Raw genomic sequence first — 20,982 nt, 5'->3', positions numbered from 1 at the left:
CATTTGTTTTTTCATTCAGTAAAGAAGAAGAAAAAGGGCAGAGAACGCGTAGGAATTATTTCGCGTCCTTTGCCCTGATTTTTTGGCTTCGCATGATTAGGGTTACTCGAATTTTTTTCCGATAGTTATTCCAGGCCAGTTATCCGTGCGGAAAGGACTGGCAGGGAAGTCTTCTGAATTATATAGATTTGCTTCCACGGGAGCATCTGACCACGCGTATCGTACGGAGGTAGGTTTCACGCCTTTTGGGTGATAAACAATAACCGTGTTTCCAAGAATTTCGGCTTTGGCATAATAAAAAATTCTATCTTCACCGGCGATTTCAAATCCTTTCAAATAACCATATTTATCTTTGACGACAAGCCCGCTTCCGGCGAATTTAAAGCTAATGGTAGCTTTTCCTTCACTAAACGTGACGGTGTCGTAAAGCGGGGAGCTGTATTCAATATTTTGTCCGTAATCAAGCTTTAATGCGTTTGTGGCTAATCTGTGCGCTACATCCTGTTTGTTTGTCGGATGGATATCTTTTGCATTTCCAACGTCTGTTGTGACCGCCATCCCTGTTTTTGGTAATTCCAATGTCATAGTTTGCGCCTCTCGAAGTTCTGCCCAGCTACTGCCTTTATTACTATCCTGGTCCGGTCCGTAACTCGATAGCTGAACAAAATAAAATGATTCGTCGCCTGGTTTGCCGTTTACAGCCCACTTATTACGCCAGTCATGAATCATCAACGGAAAACTCTGGCGATATTGGAAGGCTCTGCCAGTATTGGCTTCGCCCTGATACCACAAATTTCCACGGATTGCAAAAGGCACAAGTGGTGCAATCATCGCATTGTATATAGTAGTGCCTACATTATTGCTGGAATGAACGTAGCTGTGATTGTCTGCAAAAGAAGGCATTAAAAACCAATCCTTCGCGATACTGATTTTTTGTTTGTCAGTTCCCACATACAGATCATCTGACGATCCTCTCAGTCCTAATCCATACCATGGGGTATCGATCATATTTCCGAATTTAATAACAAGGCTGTTGTCTCCTGCCCGCCAGATATTTTCAGGAATTTCGATCTTTCTTACGCCTTTTAAAATTCCTTCCTTAATTAGTTTTCCATTGATAAAAATGGCATTATGGCTGTCATTTTCGGCAAGTCCCAAAACGGTTTTCCGGGCTACCAGATCAGCCGGTACGAAAATCGTTCTGGCCATATAGCCATTTCCTCTAAATGCCCAGATACCTTTCCAGTCCCACTGACCGATCGGATTGTCAGTCTTCGTCCATTTTGAAAAATCATAACCGGGTTCCTGATACTTTGCTTCGTCTTCAGCGGAAGGATTTATTTGCGAATCTTTAAAAAGCTGCTTCCTTAGTTTTCTATCCAGTTGTGAATCAGCTTCTTTCCACGATTTGGGTAGATTATTAGCATAGTTTTTCAACTCCTCGCTGCTCAACATTCCCTCTTTACTGATCCACCCTTCGATCTGCGATCCACCCCAGGAGCTATGAAGTATACCTATTGGAACATTCAATTTTTGAAATAATTCGCGTGCAAAAAAGAAACCTATTGCCGTAAAATTTCCAACAGTTTCGGGTGATGCGATTTGCCAGGAACCGTTTTTAAGATCTTTCTGAACGTCCATTGTCACTTCATGATCTACATTGAAATGACGAATTTTCGGAAAATCTGCGTTCTTTTTTTCTTCTGAAAAGTTGTCTGCCTGCTGAACTTTAAATTCCATATTCGACTGACCGGAACATAACCAGACTTCCCCGATAAGAATATCTTCGACGCTAACTTTTCCAGAAGATCCAGAAACGTTCATTTGGTATGGTCCTCCTGCTTCAAGTGGAGAAAAGCGAACTAACCATTTACCCGAAGCGTCGGCTTTTGCTTTCAGGGTTTGTCCGGCCAGGGTGACAGTCACCGTTTCTTTCGGCTTTGCCCAACCCCAGACAGGAATTTGCTTTTGTCTTTGAAGTACAACGTGGTCTGAAAAAAGACGCGCTAATTTTAATTGTGCAAAACTGCTGGTTCCTGAAATCAGGAGCAGAAACAGGAAAATTTTTTTCATTTTTTATTTAAACTATTGTCCAGATTGAAAGTAGACCGAGGGCTTAAATTACTGAAAAATTAGTTGCATTTTCTTTTAGACGAAGCTTTAAAGTGTTTTCTTGGGGAGAAAGCAGGTGCAAAAGTTTTCTGTTTCGAAACCTGTTTTGCTAAATCTTAAACGAAGAAAAGCCTGACTGAAATTGCCAGGCCAGTATATATTTTAGTGAAAAAATTATCGCTGTTCGCGTAAAAGTTTTTCGTATTCGATTTCGACAGATTTTTTTTCGTCATAGTGTCCATAAGCTGCCAGGTAATGAGATAACAGGCCAATTCCCCAGCCAAGCGTCGGCCAGATCGGCCATGGATGGATGTGGTGTCCCCAATACTGTTGAGTCGTCAGGCCATAAATGATCCATAGCCCGCCGATAACCACCACGTAGGAGCGAAGATGAGCTTTAAATGCTGCGCGTTTTTTTGCCTTTTTCCAGAGTAATTCGTTTCGTGAAGTTTCCATTATTTATATCATCAGTTTGATTAATGTGTTGGTCAATCCGTTTTGATTTGAACTATGATATGAATTTAGTATGGAATGATTTAACCGTAGCGCTGTTTCGGACGAAGTTCAGAAAATTAATGACAGAAGACAGAAATTCTCGGATGGGGTCAATTAATATGCAGGTAAACGGACTTATTATTTAGTTTAACATAAGAAGATTTCAAAAGAATGGCGGCATCTCAGTCCGGTTAAACCGGGAAAAATACGCTGAAGACAGAACCTACACCTACCTGACTTGACGCCGTGATGGCACCGCCATGATTGCTGGCGACTTTTTCACAGATCGCCAGGCCAATGCCCGTTCCGGCATACTCGTTTTTTCCATGGAGCCGTTGGAAAATCTGAAAAATGCGGTCAGTATACTTGGTGTCAAAGCCAATCCCGTTATCAATAACGTTAATTCTATGATAGACAGGCGCCATTTTTGAAGGCCTAAATGTTAAAGGCCAGTCTTGGGCGTAGACAATTTCTGAATTTATTTCCACTACCGGTGCAATACCCGGTTTATGAAACTTGATCGCATTGCTGATGAGGTTCTGACATAGCTGTCCCAGCTGCGATTCGTCGCCCTGTATCACCGGCAATTCTCCTACCTTTATCTTTGCGCCTGTCTCTTGAATCACAAGTTCCAGATCATTTAGTACGGCTTTTATCGTTTTGTCCAGAGATATCGCACTCGTGGTGTCTTTTTTAGTCGATACGCGGGAAAAAGTCAGGAGGTCTTCAATCAGCGACGACATTCTTTTTGCAGCAGATTGCATTCTATCCAGATACTCGGACCCTGAACCAAGCTCGTTTGTATAACGTTTTTTCAAAAGGTCTCCAAAGGATTGAATTTTTCTGAGAGGTTCTTGCAAATCATGAGATGCAATGTAGGCAAACTGTTGTAAATTCTCGTTTGAACGAATCAGCAGATCATTGGATTTTGCAAGTTCTTCATTGATCGTGATGTATTCCTCGTTAATTGCCCCCAGATCCTCGTTCGATATTTCCAGCTCTGCTGTTCGCTCCTTGACTAGTTCTTCCAACGAAAGCTGAATTTGGCGCTGTTCGGTCACATCTTGGACAGAGCCATTTATTTTAACAGGTTCTGCTTTCTCGTTGAAATAGGTTTTTCCTTGCGCATGTAATATACGTTGGCGCCCCGCCTTGGAAGCTTCCACTACATATTCAATATCATAAATACCATCAGAATCCGGAGAGATCGCCTTATTAATAGCAGCCTTTATCCGTGGACGGTCTGATTCCCTGATTGGCTCGTAACCTCTTTCAATTGTAATTATTTCGTGCTCTTCAATCCCAAACCATTCACGAAGTCTCGGAGAATAATCTAATATCCCGGTTGCGAGATCGATCTGCCAGGTGCCAAGGTTTGCCAGCTCCACTGCGCCTCTGAGGCTTATCTCAGCTTCCTGAATTTTTTGCCGCGCTAATACCTGCTCTGTCATATCCGTAACAACGACCAGGGTGCCAGAAACTGAACTGTCGATTTCGCGTTTCGGCTGATACATAAAGTCAATGTATATCTTTTCCGCAACACCGTTTCGAATAATATCAACAGGAACTTCTTTAAGTTTCACAGGCGTTCCGGTGGCAACGACTTCCCTGAGCAAAGTATCAAAACCCTGGCCTTTAAGTTCAGGAATGGCTTCCAGCAACGATTTTCCGATTATCTCTTGGGGATGCCTCCCAACCAGTTCCCCGTAAAAGGAATTTGCCATTGTAAAAACAAGGTCATTTTTTTCAATAATAGCGATACCTACCGGAGACTTTTCGAAAAGGTCCAGTAATTGCTGTTGACTTTGTTCAATTTGTCTTTCCGCTTGTATCTGTTCAGTCACATCGATCGCGATATCAAGAATGGCGTATACTTCATCGTCGGCATTTCGCAGCGGTGTATAGGTGATGTTATAAAAGTTATTAGACATTACACCATGCTTAATTATATCCACCTGTGTACCAAAGCTTTGATACATTTTTCCAGATGTAAACACGTCATCGAGAATTTGGAGATAAGGTTGATTTTCCAATTCTGGCATAACTTCACGGAGCGTTTTTCCACTAATATCGGGGCCTTTGCCGACGATATCGATGAAGGTCTGATTGGGCATTTCAATCATTAGCTCGCGTCCAACGAAAAGTCCTATCGCAGCCGGGGCTGTGGCAATTACAGATTTTAATTTTGCCTCACTGGCTTCCAGTGCTTTGAGAGCCAGTACTTTCTCGGTAACGTCGATCGCGGTATCCATGATCGCATAGATTTCGCCTTTTTTGTTACGAAGTGGTTTGTAGGTAAAATCAAAATAATATTCCGAAAGCACTCCATTTACTTCGAGTACGGCAGGCATATTAGTCGCAGTAAATGTTTGTCCGTTTTCGTAGATATCACTAAGAATTTTGCTAAATACCTGTCCTTTCAATTCAGGTACCGCTTCAAAAAATGGTTTACCGATCACAGATTTATCCTTTCCCCAATACCCGATCATGATATCGTTAGCAATTTCAATACTCAGTTCTGGACCGACAAACAGGCAACTGGCGATGGAAGCTTCCTCAATCAGATTTCTGAAACGTTCTTCATTTAATGCCAGATTTTGTTTAGAAAGAGCATTTACTGTGACATTGAGCGCAATACCAATGATCAGAGATGTCTGGTTCTTCTCATTCTTTTGTACCTGGCCTTTAAAGTTTATCCATCTGATTTCGTCCTTGCTGTCTATGACACGAAATTCGACATCAAATTGCTCTTTGGGATTATTTTCCAAAGAATCTTCCACTCTCTGCCTTACATGATCACGATCATCGGTATGAATACGGTCCAAAACAATATCAATTTCAACAGCATTGTCAAATGAATAGTCAAATATTGATTTGAAACGCTCGCACAAACGGAAGATTTTTGTATTTGGATCATAATCCCACGTCCCTACGCAGGCAGCTTCCAAAGCCATTTCCAGGCGCTTTACTTCGGTAGTACTATCTGGATTAAATGGTTTGGAAAATTCATTCATAGAGGCGAAAGAGGCTGTATCGTTAAAATCAAAATGTTAATCTGAATGAAATTCGATGCTTAATAACACCCATTTCTGATCAAGAACATTGTGTATAAAAATTGTACCTGCATGAATAAACGTTTCACTGTTCGAGGTGTTTTACAGTAGTAAGAATTACGTTTACCGTAAGGATGAAGGAATTTAGACAAACTTAACGTATTGATCTGTACAACTCTATTTGGAGATTAGGCCCTGCTTCCATCGGTATCAAAATTCACAGAAAATTTCAGAAAGAATTTTCCACTGCTGATTCAATTACTGAATAACAGTAAATAATACATCATTTTAAGTTGTCAGGGCATTGTAGAATGCGAGCTGAATCAAGAATTTTACAATTATTCTCAGCGACTTAAACATTGGACTATTAACAGGTTTTAGCTCATTGAGAATAAAAATTCAGACTTGACGAACATTTGGAGGCACGTTTTTATTCAAAAAAATAATCTCAATCTTTACAAGACTTAACATAAGATAATATGTCAAAAAAAGTAGCAGAACAGCTGGCAAATATGCTTGTGCAGGCTGGAATTAAGCGGATATATGCGGTTACAGGTGACAGTCTTAACGAATTAAATGATGCTGTCCGACGGAACCCCGGACTCAAATGGATTCATGTAAGGCATGAAGAGGCGGGAGCTTACGCGGCGGCGGCGGAGGCGGAACTTACCGGTCTGGCTTGTTGTGCAGGAAGCAGTGGACCGGGGCACATTCATTTGATCAACGGACTTTATGATGCGCATCGAGCCGGTGCGCCTGTCCTTGCTATCGCATCCACCTGTGCGACGGTGGAGTTTGGAAGCGGCTACTTTCAGGAGACAAATATTATCAAACTCTTCGATGATTGCAGTTATTACAACCAGATTGCCACGACACCTGCCCAGCTTCCAAGAATGACGCAGGCAGCTTTGCAGCACGCAATCCAAATGAAAGGTGTTGCGGTTTTGGGTTTGCCGGGAGATGTCAGTGCTTTGGAAGCAGTGGAAAATATTTCTGCAGATAAGAATTATTTTTCAAAAGCCCTCATCCGTCCGCAGGACCAAGAGCTGGCTTTGCTTGCAAATTTGATCAATAAAAATAAAAAGATCACGATATTTTGCGGAATTGGAGCAGCGGAAGCACATGATGAAGTTGTCGCCCTGGCGGCTCTGCTGAAAGCGCCGGTTGGTTATTCGTTTCGTGGGAAAATGGGTATACAATACGATAATCCTTACGAAGTAGGCATGACGGGCCTGCTTGGACTACCTTCTGCATATCACAGCATGCATGAAAGTGATATGGTTATTTTGCTTGGAACCGATTTTCCATATGTCCCTTTCATTCCGCAGGACAAGGTTTTGGTCCAGATTGATACCAAACCGGAAAGGCTGGGACGAAGGGCGAAACTGGATATGGGATTGCACGGCGATGTCAGATCGACACTCAGAGCTCTGGCTCCGCTTTTGAAAAATAAAGAAGATGACAGTTTTTTAAAAGCGCAGCTGCATGTGTACGAAAAAGTGAAGGATAATCTGAACACTTATGTGGAAGATAAGGGAAGTAAGGATGCCATTCATCCAGAAGCCGTCGCGGCCGAAATTGATAAACTGGCAACGCATAATGCTATTTTTACAGTCGATACAGGTATGTGCTGTGTCTGGGCTGCGCGTTATCTGAGGGCGACCGGAGAGCGGAGTATGGTCGGTTCGTTTACGCATGGTTCCATGGCGAACGCCATGCCTCACGCTATCGGTGCGGCACTTGCTTGTCCTGACCGTCAGGTTATTGCGATGTGCGGCGACGGCGGGATTTCTATGATGCTCGGCGATATGGCAACGATCAGGCAATATGATCTTCCTATCAAGATCATTGTTTTTAACAATCGATCTTTGGGAATGGTGAAACTTGAAATGGAGGTAGCTGGTTTGCCGGATTCCGAAACAGATATGGTTAATCCGGATTTCGCGCTCGTTGCGCAAGCCATGGGTATCCGATCTTTAACAATAAATAATCCGGAAAATCTTGAATCTGCTATGCAGGAAGCATTTTTATACAACGGGCCAATTCTTGTCAATGTTATGACAGATCCGAATGCACTCGCCATGCCGCCTAAAATAGAATTTAAAATGATGAAAGGAATGGCGCTTTCAATGACCAAACTTATGCTCGGAGGGAAATTCGACGAAGTGCTGGATACGGTTAAATCTAATTATAAACACCTGGAAGAATTGTTGGATTAAAAATTAATTCTTCCGACTTTATTGAGAATACTAAAATAGACAACCCTTTCTGTTTTAGTATTCTTTTGTTATTTCAACTTATACTTCAAGGTTAAAATTCCCTGCAGATAACCTATAATAATGGACTGACCACTTCCTGCTCCGGGCTGATAATTTCGTTCTTTTCTTCCGATCAGGTCACTGTCACGATTTACGAATGCTTTTTGTAATCCCCAATCCAAGGAAAAGTTTTCACTGAGACGGCTGCTAAATCCCATCGAGATGGCTGGGCAGAGAGTGACGCCATTAGAGTTTACATCCACGTAATTGTCAGTATTCTCGAAATTAGGGCCCGTTAATCTTCGTAAAGCTGTCTGCTTATATTGTGAAACAATCAATGCGGCTCCTAAAAAAAAGTTCGTCTTTCGTTGCCTACCGGTTAAACTTCTTAGATAGAGTCTTCCCCCGGCTTTTAAAAATGCACCGGAAGTTTTTCGCTCACTGATATAGTCGTAAACTTTATAGTCTGGTATGCCGACAAATCCTGTTTTAAAGGTGTAACCTGCATTAAAATTCAGCGAATAACCAGGATGAGTGCTGAATTCAGAACTGACTTCCAATGTCTTGGATATCACTGGAATTACATTAACGCCAAGCTGAGCACTCCACTGCGCGAAAGAGCTTAACGGCAGGATGCAGATAAGTAGAAATAGTACACATTTTTTCATAACGGTTGAGTTTTTATCAGAAGACTTACTTTGCACTTATTTCGTTGTAATACAGTTTGCAATTTTCTATTTTTTTTATTTAAAATAAAATAATTACCTGAATGTAATTCCAACTAACAGTTCGTTTTTTGTGTCTTTCACGAAAAATGCTTTAAAATGCTGAATTATGAAATCTGTATTTGCCATATTCATCCTGGGACTGTTGCTTTTAAATTGTAAGGACAAAGAATCCGAACCACTCCCGGCTATTAAAGATATTTACGGAACATGGCGACTGGAAGCATATGAGCGGACGGCTAATGGTGAGAAAACATGGGAGTTGGTCCCGGTATCGGAACAGCCCTATGAGATCACATTCCGCTTTGACGGTGTCATTTTGAATGATAAGGGCTTACCAGCGTGTTGTACGCCCGATTCTTATAAATTAAACGGAGTCCTTTTTAAAATAGAACCAAAGGAAAAACTTGAACAAAATCCTCAATGTAATCTGGTTGATTGTATTTCCAGCAAATGGGAGATTGAACAAAATGACGATGAACTGATTATTTCTCTGATCGATACATCGCCTGTGAGAAGATCCAGATATGTCCGTCAATAGACTTAGATCATGACGATAATCCCATATTATTTATTTGATATTCCTGCCAAACGAAAGTGAAAAATAGGCTCCGTCTGGCGAGAGCCCCGTTTCCTCTACGACCCAGCCTTGCTTCTGATAAAATTTTAAAGCAGCTTCATTTGCTTTCAGGCATTTCAGTGTTAAGGGGCGCGAGGTCTGTTTCAGGCATGCTTCGAGTAGTGATTTACCAATTCCCTGCCCGATAAAATTTGGATCGATGAAAAGTGAATGTATGAAACTTGCCGGCGGCCACCAAGCTATAAATCCAACAGGAACCCCCTTTTTCAAAGCTACAAGTACTTTTTCTTCCTTTATAACCTCATCAAAATCTTTCAATTTAAATTTCTCAGAATCCATCCAGGGGAACGCAAGCTTACGTGATTCCAGAAAAACCTCCCGGAGTCTTGCCGAATAAGCAAGCTTGTATGGTGAAATTTCGAAAGACATAAGTTAATAAGTTTTCAGTCAGATTGTCGCGATCCCATGGACAGGAATCTGGTATCCGGAGCTCTGTAAATCATCCTGATCTTGAATTTTTCTGGTATAGAAATTTAAATGCAGAGCCAATGATGGATAAACTTAAAGAAAAAACAGATGAATCTAGATCAATTTTATAATAAAGCTTACCTGTGGATTTTAGATCACGGGCCTTCATTTTTACTTGGAATTGTAGTTTTGCTAGCGGGGTTATGGCTTATAAATGTGCTGTCACGATGGATGTCCACGCACATGCACAGAAAGGAAATTGACCCTTCTCTTACTCCCTTTTTACTAAGTTTAACAATTACTGTTCTCCGGGTTTTACTGATTATCGCAGCCATGCAAATCATTGGAATCCAGATGACTGTGTTCGCTGCACTTATCGGCGCGATCGGAGTAGCAGCGGGTCTTGCTCTTTCCGGGACACTTCAGAATTTTGCCAGCGGAGTTTTGATCTTGCTTCTGAAGCCCTTTAAAGTGGGGGACAATATTATCGCTCAAAATCAGGAAGGTACAGTGGCGGCAATAAAAATATTTTATACAGTCGTAAAGACATTTGACAATCGCACCGTTGTTATTCCGAACAGCAAACTCTCCAACGAGGTCATTATTAACATCAGCTCTTCCGGTAAAAGACGGCTGGATATCGAAATGAAATTCAGCAACGCCATCGACTTTATGAGCGTCAAAGATCTTATCAATAAGGTTCTCGAAGGTTCACAAAATATACTTGCAACGCCTGAAAGGAGAATTGGAATTTCCTCTATTGAAAGCGATGGTTATAAAGTTATGTTAAATGTCTGGATCAACGCCCACGGCTTTATCGATACAAAAATGGCCATTCAGGAAAAACTGCTGGAAAATATGAAAACATCCGGATTGAAATTGCCAGGCCTTTAAAATGCTCGAAGTAGAAGCCTGACGACTATTTTTCTCCTAATGATGAAAAAATCATCGAGCGACCTTAAATACATAGCACAAAAGCAGGGAAATCCTGAAGTTAATACCAGGATTTTACTGCTTTGGTTTAGCGCGGAATGTAAAAATATATAGTCACACCTGAGGTAAATTCCTTCTTCTGGATCAGTTTTAGTCTGTTTTTTACACCGGAATCTTTAAAAAGCGGCTTTCCTGCTGCAAGTCTCAACGGATGAACCCAAAGCTGGTATTCGTCGATCAAATTCAATCGAACAAGTAAGGAAACCACACTGCCGCTTCCGAGTACAATGATGTCTTTTCCAGCTTCCTGTTTGAGCTGGGTAATCTCATTTTGAACACTGCCTTTAATAAGCCGGGAATTATTCCAGTATGCTTTTTTTAAAGTTTTAGAAAAAACGATTTTTCTGTAATTATTCATCATGTCAGCAAAAGCGAGGTCCTGTCTGGCAAAATGTGGATTGAGTGGTTGCAAAGGCCAATATTGTGCCATGGCTGCATAGGTAATCCGCCCAAGCAAAATGGTGTCGGCTTTGTTCAGCTGTTCGGCGGCTTCCTTGGCCATCTCATCGTTCCAATAGTTGAAATGCCAGTCTAGCTCATTATTAGGTCCGGCCATAAAGCCGTCGAGCGTCACATTCATGGAAACAATTACTTTTCGCATATTGGCACTGCGTAAGATCTGGAGACAGCTTATTTTTATTTTTCCATTACAAAATTATTGTAAAATGGGTCAGCAAGGGATGTGTGAAAGAGACTTCCTGAAGGGTAAATTGCGACATAGAATGTGGATATATTGTTTTATTTAATACATTTATTTACAGAAACCAGAAATCTTTTAGAAGCCTTGATCCAGATGAAAAACGTAGCGATTTTGATCCCTAATGAAGCCGTTTTATGTAGTATCGTGGACGCGCGGACCATGTTCACCGGAGCCAATGATTTCCTGGAAGCAATGGGCAGAAAACCTTTATTTGATGTAAAAATGGTAGGTTTATCAAAGGATGTGAAATTCCATAATGGTACGTTTTCGGTACATCCTGACGAGCTCCTGGCTAATTCCGGAAAAATGGATCTGATTATAATTCCAGCTATTGGAGGCGATCTGGCGGCAACCGTTTCCGCCAATAAAGCTTTCATTCCCTGGATTGAGGAACAATATGCGAATGGGGCGGAGGTAGCCAGTTTGTGCGTTGGTGCGTTTTTGCTAGCTTCCACAGGGCTACTCAACGGTAAGGAATGTTCGAGTCATTGGAAAACTGCTCCGGAATTCAGGGAAATGTTTCCGGAAGTTACACTGGTCGACGGGAGAATTGTTACGGAACAACAGGGACTTTATAGTAGCGGCGGTGCCACTTCCTATTGGAGCCTGCTGTTGCATCTCGTTGAAAAACATGCCGGCAGAGATGTAGCGATTATGGCTTCAAAAATTTATGCACTGGAAATTGACCGTAAGAGCCAGTCACCTTTCGTGATGTTTAACGGGCAGAAAAAGCATGAAGATAATCCAATTAAAAAAGCACAGGAATACATCGAAAATAACGTTACAGAGAAAATTTCAGTTGAAGAGTTGTCGTCAATGTATGCCATAGGACGGCGACATTTCGAGCGGAGATTTAAAAAAGCAACAAATAACACACCTGTAGAATATATCCAGCGGGTCAAGATCGAGGCGGCGAAAAAGCATTTTGAAACCACTGGGAAAAATGTGAATGAAGTGATGTATGACGTAGGATATTCGGATGCGAAAGCATTTCGATCGGTCTTCAAAAAGATTACAGGATTATCTCCGATCGATTATCGGACCCGATATAATAAGGAAGCTGCGGTGGTGTAAAATATCAGTTTAACTTCAATTTTTGTTTTCAATTCAATAAGAACGTGTCTCAACTCCGGATTTGAGACACGTTCTTATTTTTGTTACATAGGTACAATTTTAGCTGATTGTCAGTTTTTTAGAGGCGTTGTTAGTTGTATTTAATAAAAATAATTAAATAGATTAAAATATTTTATCAGCTAATTCTAATCTTAAAATTTTACTTACTAAATTTTATTTTTAGATTTGCCTAAATTTAAGAATAGGCAAAGCTTAAAGTCGAATCGGAAAACAAATCTATCTCTGCCGCAGTTTTTGAAAATATATCTGTAACAATTTGATTATTCCATAAATAAATTGGGACATACTAAGAATAAGAGAGGGATTACTATTAATTTGCAACATTGTTGCATAAATTGAATTGCATGAATGATAATGTTCTGAAACGAAGACGAATAGCTGGCTTTTTGCTGGTTTTGTGGTGGCTAATTTGCCTCAGCAACGTCGTGTTTCGCCATGCTCATCGTATGCCGGACGGTAGAATTGTAAGTCATGTTCATCCATATGCCGAATTTGGATCGAAATGTAATTTTCCCAATCACCATCATACTCAATCAGAGCTGAATTGGCTGGATTGCGTCAGTAATATTCCATTTGATTCTTTTGTTCCCGAGCTCTCTTTTTCGGTCCCGGCACTTTGGTTGGAATTGCAGCTTACATATCCTTATAACGAACAGAAATCAGAGGCTAACCGCTTGACTTTATTTCTCCGCGGTCCACCCTTTTTTGTAGTTTGAAAAGTTTATATACCCCTAACATTATAATATAATCAATGAACAGACTTACATGCAAAGACAAGGCATTGCGTTCTGAAATTGATCTTTTTTGCTACTAAATAGAATTTAATCTATGAAAAAATATATCCTTTTAACAGCGGTTTTTCTAGCACTTATTTCCAAGGTATTTGCACAAAATAATCAAATTTCGGGAGTTATTACCTCCGAAGGAAAGCCTGTTTCTTATGCAACTGCGGTTCTTATAAAAACAACGTTCGGTGCTCAGGCAGATAGTGCTGGTGCCTTCAAGATAAACAACGTTCCTGCTGGGCGTTATGAATTACAGGTTTCAGCAATTGGTTTTCAGCGTTACTTAAAAAAGCTGGATGTTGCTGCTGATCAGACAGTTTCTGTAAACGTCGAACTTTATGCCTCGAATAATAATTTGAAGGAAGTTGTTGTTACCGGTGTTTCAAGAGCAACTGAGCTACGGAAAAGTCCGGTCGCGATCGCTGTCATGAGCAAAAAGGAAATGGACATGAATGTCAACAACAACATCGTTGATGCAGTTTTAAAAGGTGTTCCGGGGCTTAGTGCTGTGACAACGGGGCCTAATGTTTCTAAACCTTTCATCCGCGGACTGGGCTATAACCGGGTTTTAACACTTTACAATGGAATTCGGCAGGAAGGACAGCAGTGGGGAGACGAACACGGGATCGAGATTGATCAGTATGGAATTGAGCGTGCCGAAGTCGTGAAAGGTCCGGCAAGTTTAATTTACGGTTCCGATGCTGTGGCCGGAGTGATCAATTTTATACCTTATGTTCCGAAAGGGCCGGAGGGAAAAATCAAAGGCGATATTACGACAGAATATCATACCAACAATGGAATGATCGGCGCGTCCGGTGGTTTGGCTTATAACAAAAATGGCTGGAAAAGTGCTTTTCGCGTCTCAGGAAAAAGTGCTATGGCTTATAAAAATCAGGTGGATGGCAGAGTATATGGAACTGCCTATAATGAATTGAATTTGTCGGCAATGACCGGATTTGAGAAGCGCTGGGGATCATCCTATGTCTATGCGACGCTCTATAATAATTTGCAGGAAATTCCTGACGGAAGCCGCGATTCCCTGACTCGCCGTTTTACCAGACAAATATTTGAAAGTGGGAAAGATGACATCAAGGATCGTCCGCTTGTTTCCGGGAAAGACTTGAAAACATATACCATAAATCCACTACACCAGCGTATTCAGCATTACAGATTATTTACTAGAAACCATTTTTTGTTGGGAAAAGGGGACCTGACCGCGTTATTGGGGTTTCAGCAAAGTGTACGTCGGGAATACAACCACCCTACAACTCCCAATCAACCGGGACTTTATGTCCAGCTTAACACTTATAACTATGACGTAAAATATAACTTTCCTGAATGGCAAGGGCTGGAATCGACAATTGGGGTGAACGGTATGTACCAAATGAACAGGAATCTGGATGGTACAGATTTTCCGATTCCCGATTATAATTTGCTGGATATAGGTGGATTTTTGTTCTTAAAAAAATCGCTTGGTAAAGTCGACATAAGTGGAGGGGTTCGTTATGATACCCGGTCATGGAACTGGGATGACCAATATGTTCAGCAAAATCCCGAGACTGGTTATGACAAGTTGTTAAAAGTACCCGAAAATTCCAATGCCGTTCTTCAATTTCCATCCTACGATCGAAATTTTAATGGGATTTCAGGAAGCTTGGGCGCTACTTACAATATTTCGGAGCGATTACTTTTGAAAGCTAATGTATCCCGAGGTTACCGCGCTCCGAATATTACCGAAATAGGCTCAAATGGACTTGATCCCGGCGCACATATTGTTTATTTAGGCAACCGCGAATTCGAGCCTGAATTTAGTCTTCAAACCGATATGGGTTTTATCGGATACTTGAAAGATCTGGATATCAGTCTGGAACTGTTTAACAATACCATTGATAATTACATTTACCAAGCCCGTTTGTATGATGATTCTGGTAATCCTGTTGTGATCGTGCCCGGGAATTTTACTTATAAATATCAGCAGTCAAAGGCGCAGTTATTCGGAGCCGAAGCCAGTTTAAATTTGCATCCCAGCGGAGTGAAATGGCTGGCCTTTAATAATAGTCTGGCGTTTATTCGCGGATTAAATAAAAACAAAGCATTGATTGCGATCGAAGGAAACGCAGCAAAATATCTCCCATTTATTCCCCCGGTTCATGGACGGTCAGAACTCAGATTTTCAATTGCGAAGGAGCTTGGATTGTTATCTGCAACATATTTCCGGGCGGAAGTGGACTATTATGGAGCCCAAAATAAATTTTACGGTGTAGATGATACCGAAACTGCAACAGCAGGTTATGCGCTCTTTAATCTCGGATGCGGGACGACAGTGAATAATCGAAATAAGAAACCAATGTTTCAGGTATTCTTGCAAGTTGACAACCTGTTTGATACGTCCTATCAGTCAAATCTTAACCGGTTAAAATATTTTGAATATTACGCAGCCTCTCCAAACGGACGCTCCGGAATTTACAATATGGGGCGAAATGGCAGCGTGAAGGTTATTGTTCCGTTCTGATGTTGGTTTCAGACGTACACGGGTTGTTGAATTGATTATGCGACCCGTTATTATTTTAAAAGATAGTAAATGACTCGGATTGCTATCTTTTTACCGATAATTACTGGGAAAGCCATCCAACGGTAAATCGTTTTTACAAAACTTCCGATTTTTCTTTGAATTCCCTTCTAAATTCAGGTAAATGCTGTGTGCAAGTCACCACGGAAGACCGCAATTATTTGGATTGTGGAACCTTCATGAAATTCAGACGAAGTTCAATACTATCATTGGTATCAGTTTCTGGGAGTGTAACTGGAATTAAGTTTTGGTCATTATTTAATGTGACCTCCTGCGCACCAGCTACGGTCACGTCTTTTATGTATTTTTCTGACACAGATATAAAATTGTAGTCTTTCGTGCATGTGCACAGGATAAGTACAAGAATGCTTAATAAGAATTTGAAAATTAATTTCATGAGAAGTTTTTTTACGTTGAGCAATTCGGTAGCAATACAATCGTAATGAGGAAAATATAGAAATAATAGGATATGTATGGCGATAAAAATCTGGCAATAACTTTAAGTCAGATCAAAACGTATCCGGTAGGTTTATCGTCAGTGTTTTCATTTGCTTACCGTGAGTGCGCGTTCTTGCAGATTTGTACGGATTGGATAATTACATATTTCCGGTTTTATCACGATTTGAACAAGAATTTATAAATTGAGCCATTAATCAACATTAGAATCTACGATCATGAATATTATAAAAGCAAGTGAAATAGAAGAAATTTCCTCAACGGGAGATACCGTTATTATCGATGCGCGAGGCGGGGCAGATGCCGAAGATCGTTTTGATACGGGTCATCTGGATGGTGCGATGTTTGTAAATCTGGAAACAGATCTTTCAAAAAAAGTGGAAAACCCGGCAGACGGTGGAAGACATCCTTTGCCGGACGCTGAAAAAATCGGTCAATTGCTGGGGCAGCTCGGCATTACGCCTAAGACAAAGGTGATCGTTTATGACGATAAAAGGGGAGCGATGGCGGCTGCACGTTTCTGGTGGATGCTTAAAGCAGCCGGACACGAGGAAGTATATGTTGTGAGCGGAGGGTTGGAAGCAATCATAAAAGAAGGTCTTACGATTTCTCAGGACGCGCTCACCTTATTAACGGAATATCCCGATTATCCTTTTGAAGAATGGTTGTTGCCGACCGTTAGTTTGAAAGAAGTAGAACAAGCAGTATCCAATCCGGATTATGTCGTGATTGATGTCCGTGAAAACTATCGTTACAAAGGTGAAAGTGAGCCGATAGATCTGGTTGCAGGCCACATTCCGGGAGCTATCAATATTCCCTATGTAGAGAATATGGGTGAGGATGGGAATTTTCTTTCGTCCGAATATTTAAAACAAAAATATACCGCGGCACTGGCCGGCAAAGATCCTGAAAAAATAATTGTGCATTGCGGCTCGGGCGTTACCGCTTGTCATACGCTTCTGGCGCTCGAAGATGCAGGAATTGCGGGCGCAAATTTATATGTAGGTTCGTGGAGTGAATGGTCAAGAAATGATAAACCTATCGCGACAGGGGAGATTTAATCACCAAATTCTTTCTTAAAGAGATTCCTTCAAAAGAGGAATCTTTTTTATTGGCAGCCAGATTGTATCCACATCATTTTGCGTGTCAATTTACTGGCATCCTTATTGAGTAGCTATGTTCAGAAATCCATTGATCAATTATTAAAACAGTCGTATGAAAGTTAAAATTCTGGTAGCCGGCGGAACGGGCAATCTCGGCGGACGTATCATCAAGGAATTAATAGAAAAAGGAGCTGAGGTTCGCGCCATTGTCAGGTCAGACAGCGCAGCTGATAAGATACAAAATCTTGAAAAAGCTGGTGTGCAAGTGGTTCAGGTTGATATGAATAATGTTGCACAGCTTACCAAAGCTTGTGAAGGAGTTTCGTGTGTGGTTTCGGCGCTTGCTGGTTTGCGGGATGTCATCATAGATGCGCAATTGGTTTTATTGGATGCGGCTGTTGCGGCCGGAGTTTCAAGATTTATTCCATCTGATTTTTGTTCAGATTTTACCCAACTTACGGAGGGTAACAACCGCAATTTTGATCTTCGCCGTGAGTTTCATAAATATCTGGAAGATGCTTCAATACGAGCAACATCCATTTTTAACGGCGCTTTTGCAGAACTTCTGACTTACAATATTCCTTTTCTGGATATGAAAAAGAAAATGGTCGGATATGTCGAAAACCCTGATTGGAAAGTTGATTTTACAACCATGGACGATACTGCGGCTTTCACAGCGGAAGCCGCAATGGACTCCGAAACTCCAAGATTTTTGAGAATTGCCAGTTTTCAGATAAGCGCTAATGAGCTTGCGCCATTAGCCAGCGAGGTTTTTGGTGAGCATTTCGAAATGTATCGAATGATGGGTCGGGACGAGCTTGCGGAAAAAAATAAAAAAGACCGGGCAGACGATCCAAAGGGTGAAGATGAGCTTTACTCGAAATGGCAGCAGGCACAGTATATGCATAGTATGTTCACCTCACAAATGCAAACGCTGGATAATGATCGATATCCCGATTTAAACTGGACTGGAGCGAAGGATATATTAACGAACATCAAGAAATAATAGATCATGTATTATTCCAAAAGGCTTATCAAAAGAATTTCATATGATAAGCCTTTTTAACTATCCTGATTGGAAATATACGGCCCACCCGGAATACCCCAGCCCCACGCTGGCATCGGTTCTGTTTCATTCAATGGATTGTTGGTTTTACCGGAATTGATCACGGCAATTCTGCTTCCCCATTCCAGATAGGCCACGAGCGCTGACCTGAATTCCGGATCATCAGGCATGTTTATTTCATCGCAGCTTTCCAGAAGCAGTTTAATCCAGCGTTGTCTTTTGGATTCATCAAGCATTTTTCCAAGATGATGGGAAATCATTTTATAATGACTTCCCTCATCACCTTCGCTGTAAAGTTTTGGGCCACCAAATACTTCGGCAATAAAATGGGCGACATGGATGGTGTGATCTACAGACATATTCTTGAAGACCGGATATAACAGGTCATCCATCAAAACTTTTTTGTAAAATAGCTCGGTTAGTTTTTCCAGAATTTCCTTTCCGCCCGCCCAGTCATACAAGGTTGGAACCGTGTTTTTTTCTATCATTTAATTCATGATTTCGTTATTGACAGAATAGCTTTTACGTATACCAATTTACTGTATTCAGAATATTATTTGACATAAATTATAAAAATCATAACTATACTAATGCAATACTCTAAAAGTCAAAATTTATTGAAATGAATTTTCCGAATATTGAAATTTTTATAATTATGTCATTAACTTAGGACAAGGATAAGAAAGTCTGAAATATAATTACCTGATCGAAGATGGCCGCAATCGATGAAACTATTTTACTGAATGGTATTTCTCTAGGCGACAGAAGAGCTTTTGATGAGATTTATAACCAGTACCATTCTGACATTTACAAGTACGTCTTCAAGTTTGTAAAATCGTCAGATTGTGCTGAGGATTTGTGTCAGGAAATCTTTTTAAAGGTTTGGGAAAAAAGAGAGAGTCTTGCAGATGTTCGTTCATTTAGGGCCTATCTTTTTACGGTCTCAAAAAACCATATTTTCGACTTTTTACGCCACGCGTCAGTTGAGCAATCCGCCAGAGAAGAAATTCTTTATGCATCCCGTGAGCTGAAAAATCAGGTGGAAGATTCTATCCAGTCGGAAGAATATTATCAGCACCTTCAGAAAGTTCTCGATCAGATGTCTCCACGAAATCGAGAGGTTTTTAAATTATGCCGGGAAATGGACCAAACTTACGATGAAGCTGCGGAAGTGTTGGGTATTTCGCGCAATGCAATAAAAAAGCACATGGTGAAAACGATGAAACTTCTAAAATGTTCTGCTCAAAAAAGCTTTGGACTTTCCTTTAATTCACTTCTTTCTGCATATATCCTGTTCGGGATTTAATTCTCTATTTTGCTTAATTACTATTTTATTTGCATGTCAAACTGATGATTGTCAGTAGGAAAAATTGCGTTTCAAAAAAATAATAAAATATTTTTTTGTAGGGAGGTACCCTCTTCTCAATGTTTTGCGTCTTAATTATAAATCCCTGAAAAATGGAAGAAAAGCAATTTTTGGAAATTCTCGTTAAAAGATACGTTGCGAATGAATTGAGTGAAAAAGAACTCGAAGCATTTTTCCATCTATTGGCACAGGGAAAACTGGATAGTTTATTGAACAGATATCTGGATAAGGAAAGCGAAATGATTTTAAAAGATAATCAGATTGAATTCCCTGCATCCCATTTGCTTTCAAAGTCATCCAGAGGATTGAGCATTGCGGCTTCCGTTATTTTGATTCTCGGAATGGTGTTTTTTCTGGCAAAACCCGGAATTGTTAATTTCCTGAAAAAAGGAGTTGTGTCGGTCAAAACAAGTAAAGGAGAAAAGAAAGAGATAAAATTGCCGGATGGGTCGACCGTTTGGCTGAACGAATCGAGCAGGATCGAATATCCTGTGAAGTTCGCCGAAGATATCAGAAAAGTGGTTTTAGTTGATGGTGAAGCTTATTTTGATATCAAACGGGATACGACCAAACCTTTTAATGTTGAAGCATCCGGAACAAATACGAAAGTTTTAGGAACAGCATTTAATATCAGGTCCTATCATTTTCTGGAAAGTGTCCAGGTAACAGTTACACGCGGAAAAGTGCAAGTAGAGGAGGCTGCAAATTGGAGCCGTAAACCGCAGCGAAAAATACTATTGCCAAACGAGCAGGTTAATTTCGATACAAAAACAAAAAGTATAAAAAAGATGGCAGTCAACAGTGCAAATGCAGTGGCCTGGAAAGAAGGAAAATTGCTTTTCGATAATGAGAGCTTTGCAAATGTGACGGCTATTTTGGAAAATAAATTCGGTGTTAAAATTGCCTTCGCTGACGAATCCATGAAAAGTTATCATATGTCGGCCGAATTCATCGCAACAGACTCCCTCGCTCATATTCTCAATTTACTAAGTCTTGCCAATAATCTGGATTATCATCTTGAAAATAAACAAATTACCTTACTGAAAAAGAAAAAGAATATTGCTAACCCGATGCCTATGTAAAAGTATTGCACGCTTTTTAATAAAAAAATCCGGCAAG

18 protein-coding genes are annotated in these 20,982 nt (G+C 40.7%); 10 read left to right on the top strand and 8 right to left on the bottom strand.

Annotated elements, in window-relative coordinates:
* Positions 1–102: 102 nt before the first annotated feature.
* From BMY70_RS03435 to BMY70_RS03425, 3 genes are all read right to left on the bottom strand, one after another.
* Positions 103–2,073, bottom strand: coding sequence for a sialate O-acetylesterase (locus tag BMY70_RS03435; RefSeq protein ID WP_090331937.1), 1,971 nt, complete (start codon positions 2,071–2,073; stop codon positions 103–105).
* Between the two features lie 213 nt (positions 2,074–2,286).
* Positions 2,287–2,568: a 2TM domain-containing protein gene (locus tag BMY70_RS03430; protein WP_090331935.1), complete on the bottom strand. Its 282-nt coding sequence runs from the start codon at positions 2,566–2,568 to the stop codon at positions 2,287–2,289.
* A gap of 230 nt (positions 2,569–2,798) precedes the next feature.
* The gene (locus BMY70_RS03425) at positions 2,799–5,621 is read right to left on the bottom strand and encodes a PAS domain-containing sensor histidine kinase (protein ID WP_090331933.1); all 2,823 of its coding nucleotides are present in this window, start codon (positions 5,619–5,621) and stop codon (positions 2,799–2,801) included.
* Between the two features lie 518 nt (positions 5,622–6,139).
* Between BMY70_RS03425 and BMY70_RS03420 the strand changes: the two genes are divergently transcribed.
* Positions 6,140–7,879, top strand: a complete 1,740-nt coding sequence (locus tag BMY70_RS03420; protein ID WP_090331931.1) for a thiamine pyrophosphate-dependent enzyme — start codon at positions 6,140–6,142, stop codon at positions 7,877–7,879.
* A gap of 68 nt (positions 7,880–7,947) precedes the next feature.
* Here the strand turns inward: BMY70_RS03420 and BMY70_RS03415 are convergent, their stop codons facing one another.
* Positions 7,948–8,586 carry a DUF3575 domain-containing protein gene (locus tag BMY70_RS03415; protein ID WP_090331930.1) on the bottom strand — a complete coding sequence of 213 codons (639 nt, stop codon included), beginning with the start codon at positions 8,584–8,586 and terminating at the stop codon, positions 7,948–7,950.
* A gap of 166 nt (positions 8,587–8,752) precedes the next feature.
* Between BMY70_RS03415 and BMY70_RS03410 the strand changes: the two genes are divergently transcribed.
* Positions 8,753–9,184: a hypothetical protein gene (locus tag BMY70_RS03410; protein WP_090331928.1), complete on the top strand. Its 432-nt coding sequence runs from the start codon at positions 8,753–8,755 to the stop codon at positions 9,182–9,184.
* Positions 9,185–9,214: 30 nt separating this feature from the next.
* Here the strand turns inward: BMY70_RS03410 and BMY70_RS03405 are convergent, their stop codons facing one another.
* Positions 9,215–9,652: a GNAT family N-acetyltransferase gene (locus BMY70_RS03405; RefSeq protein ID WP_090331926.1), complete on the bottom strand. Its 438-nt coding sequence runs from the start codon at positions 9,650–9,652 to the stop codon at positions 9,215–9,217.
* Between the two features lie 147 nt (positions 9,653–9,799).
* Between BMY70_RS03405 and BMY70_RS03400 the strand changes: the two genes are divergently transcribed.
* Positions 9,800–10,585 carry a mechanosensitive ion channel family protein gene (locus BMY70_RS03400; RefSeq protein WP_090331924.1) on the top strand — a complete coding sequence of 262 codons (786 nt, stop codon included), beginning with the start codon at positions 9,800–9,802 and terminating at the stop codon, positions 10,583–10,585.
* A gap of 127 nt (positions 10,586–10,712) precedes the next feature.
* Here BMY70_RS03400 and BMY70_RS03395 read toward each other — a convergent pair whose 3' ends face one another.
* A complete protein-coding gene (locus tag BMY70_RS03395) occupies positions 10,713–11,285 on the bottom strand; it encodes a dihydrofolate reductase family protein (RefSeq protein ID WP_090331922.1) in 573 nt (190 codons plus the stop codon).
* 192 nt (positions 11,286–11,477) lie between these two features.
* Between BMY70_RS03395 and BMY70_RS03390 the strand changes: the two genes are divergently transcribed.
* The 3 genes from BMY70_RS03390 to BMY70_RS03380 all read left to right on the top strand — a co-directional run bounded on the left by BMY70_RS03390 (position 11,478) and on the right by BMY70_RS03380 (position 15,815).
* Entirely contained in the window at positions 11,478–12,458 is a 981-nt protein-coding gene (locus tag BMY70_RS03390; protein ID WP_090332659.1) for a GlxA family transcriptional regulator, read from the top strand.
* 404 nt (positions 12,459–12,862) lie between these two features.
* Entirely contained in the window at positions 12,863–13,234 is a 372-nt protein-coding gene (locus tag BMY70_RS03385) for a DUF8478 family putative metalloprotein (RefSeq protein WP_143072043.1), read from the top strand.
* A gap of 112 nt (positions 13,235–13,346) precedes the next feature.
* Positions 13,347–15,815: a TonB-dependent receptor gene (locus BMY70_RS03380; protein WP_090331918.1), complete on the top strand. Its 2,469-nt coding sequence runs from the start codon at positions 13,347–13,349 to the stop codon at positions 15,813–15,815.
* 214 nt (positions 15,816–16,029) lie between these two features.
* Here the strand turns inward: BMY70_RS03380 and BMY70_RS03375 are convergent, their stop codons facing one another.
* Positions 16,030–16,269 carry a hypothetical protein gene (locus BMY70_RS03375; protein ID WP_090331916.1) on the bottom strand — a complete coding sequence of 80 codons (240 nt, stop codon included), beginning with the start codon at positions 16,267–16,269 and terminating at the stop codon, positions 16,030–16,032.
* A gap of 277 nt (positions 16,270–16,546) precedes the next feature.
* On the opposite strand from BMY70_RS03375, the gene BMY70_RS03370 reads away from it, so the two are divergent.
* Together BMY70_RS03370 and BMY70_RS03365 are read left to right on the top strand one after the other, a co-directional pair.
* The gene (locus BMY70_RS03370; protein ID WP_090331914.1) at positions 16,547–17,389 is read left to right on the top strand and encodes a sulfurtransferase; all 843 of its coding nucleotides are present in this window, start codon (positions 16,547–16,549) and stop codon (positions 17,387–17,389) included.
* Between the two features lie 154 nt (positions 17,390–17,543).
* Positions 17,544–18,437, top strand: a complete 894-nt coding sequence (locus tag BMY70_RS03365) for an NmrA family NAD(P)-binding protein (protein WP_090331912.1) — start codon at positions 17,544–17,546, stop codon at positions 18,435–18,437.
* Between the two features lie 56 nt (positions 18,438–18,493).
* Here BMY70_RS03365 and BMY70_RS03360 read toward each other — a convergent pair whose 3' ends face one another.
* Positions 18,494–18,985 (bottom strand): group II truncated hemoglobin, encoded by a 492-nt coding sequence (locus tag BMY70_RS03360; RefSeq protein ID WP_090331910.1) that lies wholly within the window; start codon positions 18,983–18,985, stop codon positions 18,494–18,496.
* Positions 18,986–19,209: 224 nt separating this feature from the next.
* Between BMY70_RS03360 and BMY70_RS03355 the strand changes: the two genes are divergently transcribed.
* Together BMY70_RS03355 and BMY70_RS03350 are read left to right on the top strand one after the other, a co-directional pair.
* On the top strand, positions 19,210–19,803 hold the full coding sequence (locus BMY70_RS03355; RefSeq protein ID WP_090331907.1) for an RNA polymerase sigma factor: 594 nt from the start codon (positions 19,210–19,212) through the stop codon (positions 19,801–19,803).
* 152 nt (positions 19,804–19,955) lie between these two features.
* Complete coding sequence (locus tag BMY70_RS03350; protein ID WP_090331905.1) at positions 19,956–20,945, top strand: FecR family protein; 990 nt, start codon at positions 19,956–19,958, stop codon at positions 20,943–20,945.
* Positions 20,946–20,982: the final 37 nt, after the last annotated feature.

Source organism: Dyadobacter koreensis (assembly GCF_900108855.1).
In the GTDB taxonomy this organism is placed as follows: domain Bacteria; phylum Bacteroidota; class Bacteroidia; order Cytophagales; family Spirosomataceae; genus Dyadobacter; species Dyadobacter koreensis.
Note: the sequence above shows the minus strand (reverse complement) of the source record. Positions and strands in the feature narration are given on the sequence as shown.

Excerpts from the sequence above, each read along its gene's own strand:
- BMY70_RS03415 (WP_090331930.1), bottom strand. The coding sequence starts at position 8,586 with ATGAAAAAATGTGTACTATTTCTACTTATCTGCATCCTGCCGTTAAGC.
- BMY70_RS03435 (WP_090331937.1), bottom strand. The coding sequence starts at position 2,073 with ATGAAAAAAATTTTCCTGTTTCTGCTCCTGATTTCAGGAACCAGCAGT.
- BMY70_RS03430 (WP_090331935.1), bottom strand. The coding sequence starts at position 2,568 with ATGGAAACTTCACGAAACGAATTACTCTGGAAAAAGGCAAAAAAACGC.
- BMY70_RS03355 (WP_090331907.1), top strand. The coding sequence starts at position 19,210 with ATGGCCGCAATCGATGAAACTATTTTACTGAATGGTATTTCTCTAGGC.
- BMY70_RS03390 (WP_090332659.1), top strand. The coding sequence starts at position 11,478 with ATGAAAAACGTAGCGATTTTGATCCCTAATGAAGCCGTTTTATGTAGT.
- BMY70_RS03370 (WP_090331914.1), top strand. The coding sequence starts at position 16,547 with ATGAATATTATAAAAGCAAGTGAAATAGAAGAAATTTCCTCAACGGGA.
- BMY70_RS03385 (WP_143072043.1), top strand. The coding sequence starts at position 12,863 with ATGAATGATAATGTTCTGAAACGAAGACGAATAGCTGGCTTTTTGCTG.
- BMY70_RS03360 (WP_090331910.1), bottom strand. The coding sequence starts at position 18,985 with ATGATAGAAAAAAACACGGTTCCAACCTTGTATGACTGGGCGGGCGGA.
- BMY70_RS03395 (WP_090331922.1), bottom strand. The coding sequence starts at position 11,285 with ATGCGAAAAGTAATTGTTTCCATGAATGTGACGCTCGACGGCTTTATG.
- BMY70_RS03380 (WP_090331918.1), top strand. The coding sequence starts at position 13,347 with ATGAAAAAATATATCCTTTTAACAGCGGTTTTTCTAGCACTTATTTCC.
- BMY70_RS03425 (WP_090331933.1), bottom strand. The coding sequence starts at position 5,621 with ATGAATGAATTTTCCAAACCATTTAATCCAGATAGTACTACCGAAGTA.
- BMY70_RS03350 (WP_090331905.1), top strand. The coding sequence starts at position 19,956 with ATGGAAGAAAAGCAATTTTTGGAAATTCTCGTTAAAAGATACGTTGCG.
- BMY70_RS03405 (WP_090331926.1), bottom strand. The coding sequence starts at position 9,652 with ATGTCTTTCGAAATTTCACCATACAAGCTTGCTTATTCGGCAAGACTC.
- BMY70_RS03365 (WP_090331912.1), top strand. The coding sequence starts at position 17,544 with ATGAAAGTTAAAATTCTGGTAGCCGGCGGAACGGGCAATCTCGGCGGA.
- BMY70_RS03375 (WP_090331916.1), bottom strand. The coding sequence starts at position 16,269 with ATGAAATTAATTTTCAAATTCTTATTAAGCATTCTTGTACTTATCCTG.
- BMY70_RS03400 (WP_090331924.1), top strand. The coding sequence starts at position 9,800 with ATGAATCTAGATCAATTTTATAATAAAGCTTACCTGTGGATTTTAGAT.
- BMY70_RS03420 (WP_090331931.1), top strand. The coding sequence starts at position 6,140 with ATGTCAAAAAAAGTAGCAGAACAGCTGGCAAATATGCTTGTGCAGGCT.
- BMY70_RS03410 (WP_090331928.1), top strand. The coding sequence starts at position 8,753 with ATGAAATCTGTATTTGCCATATTCATCCTGGGACTGTTGCTTTTAAAT.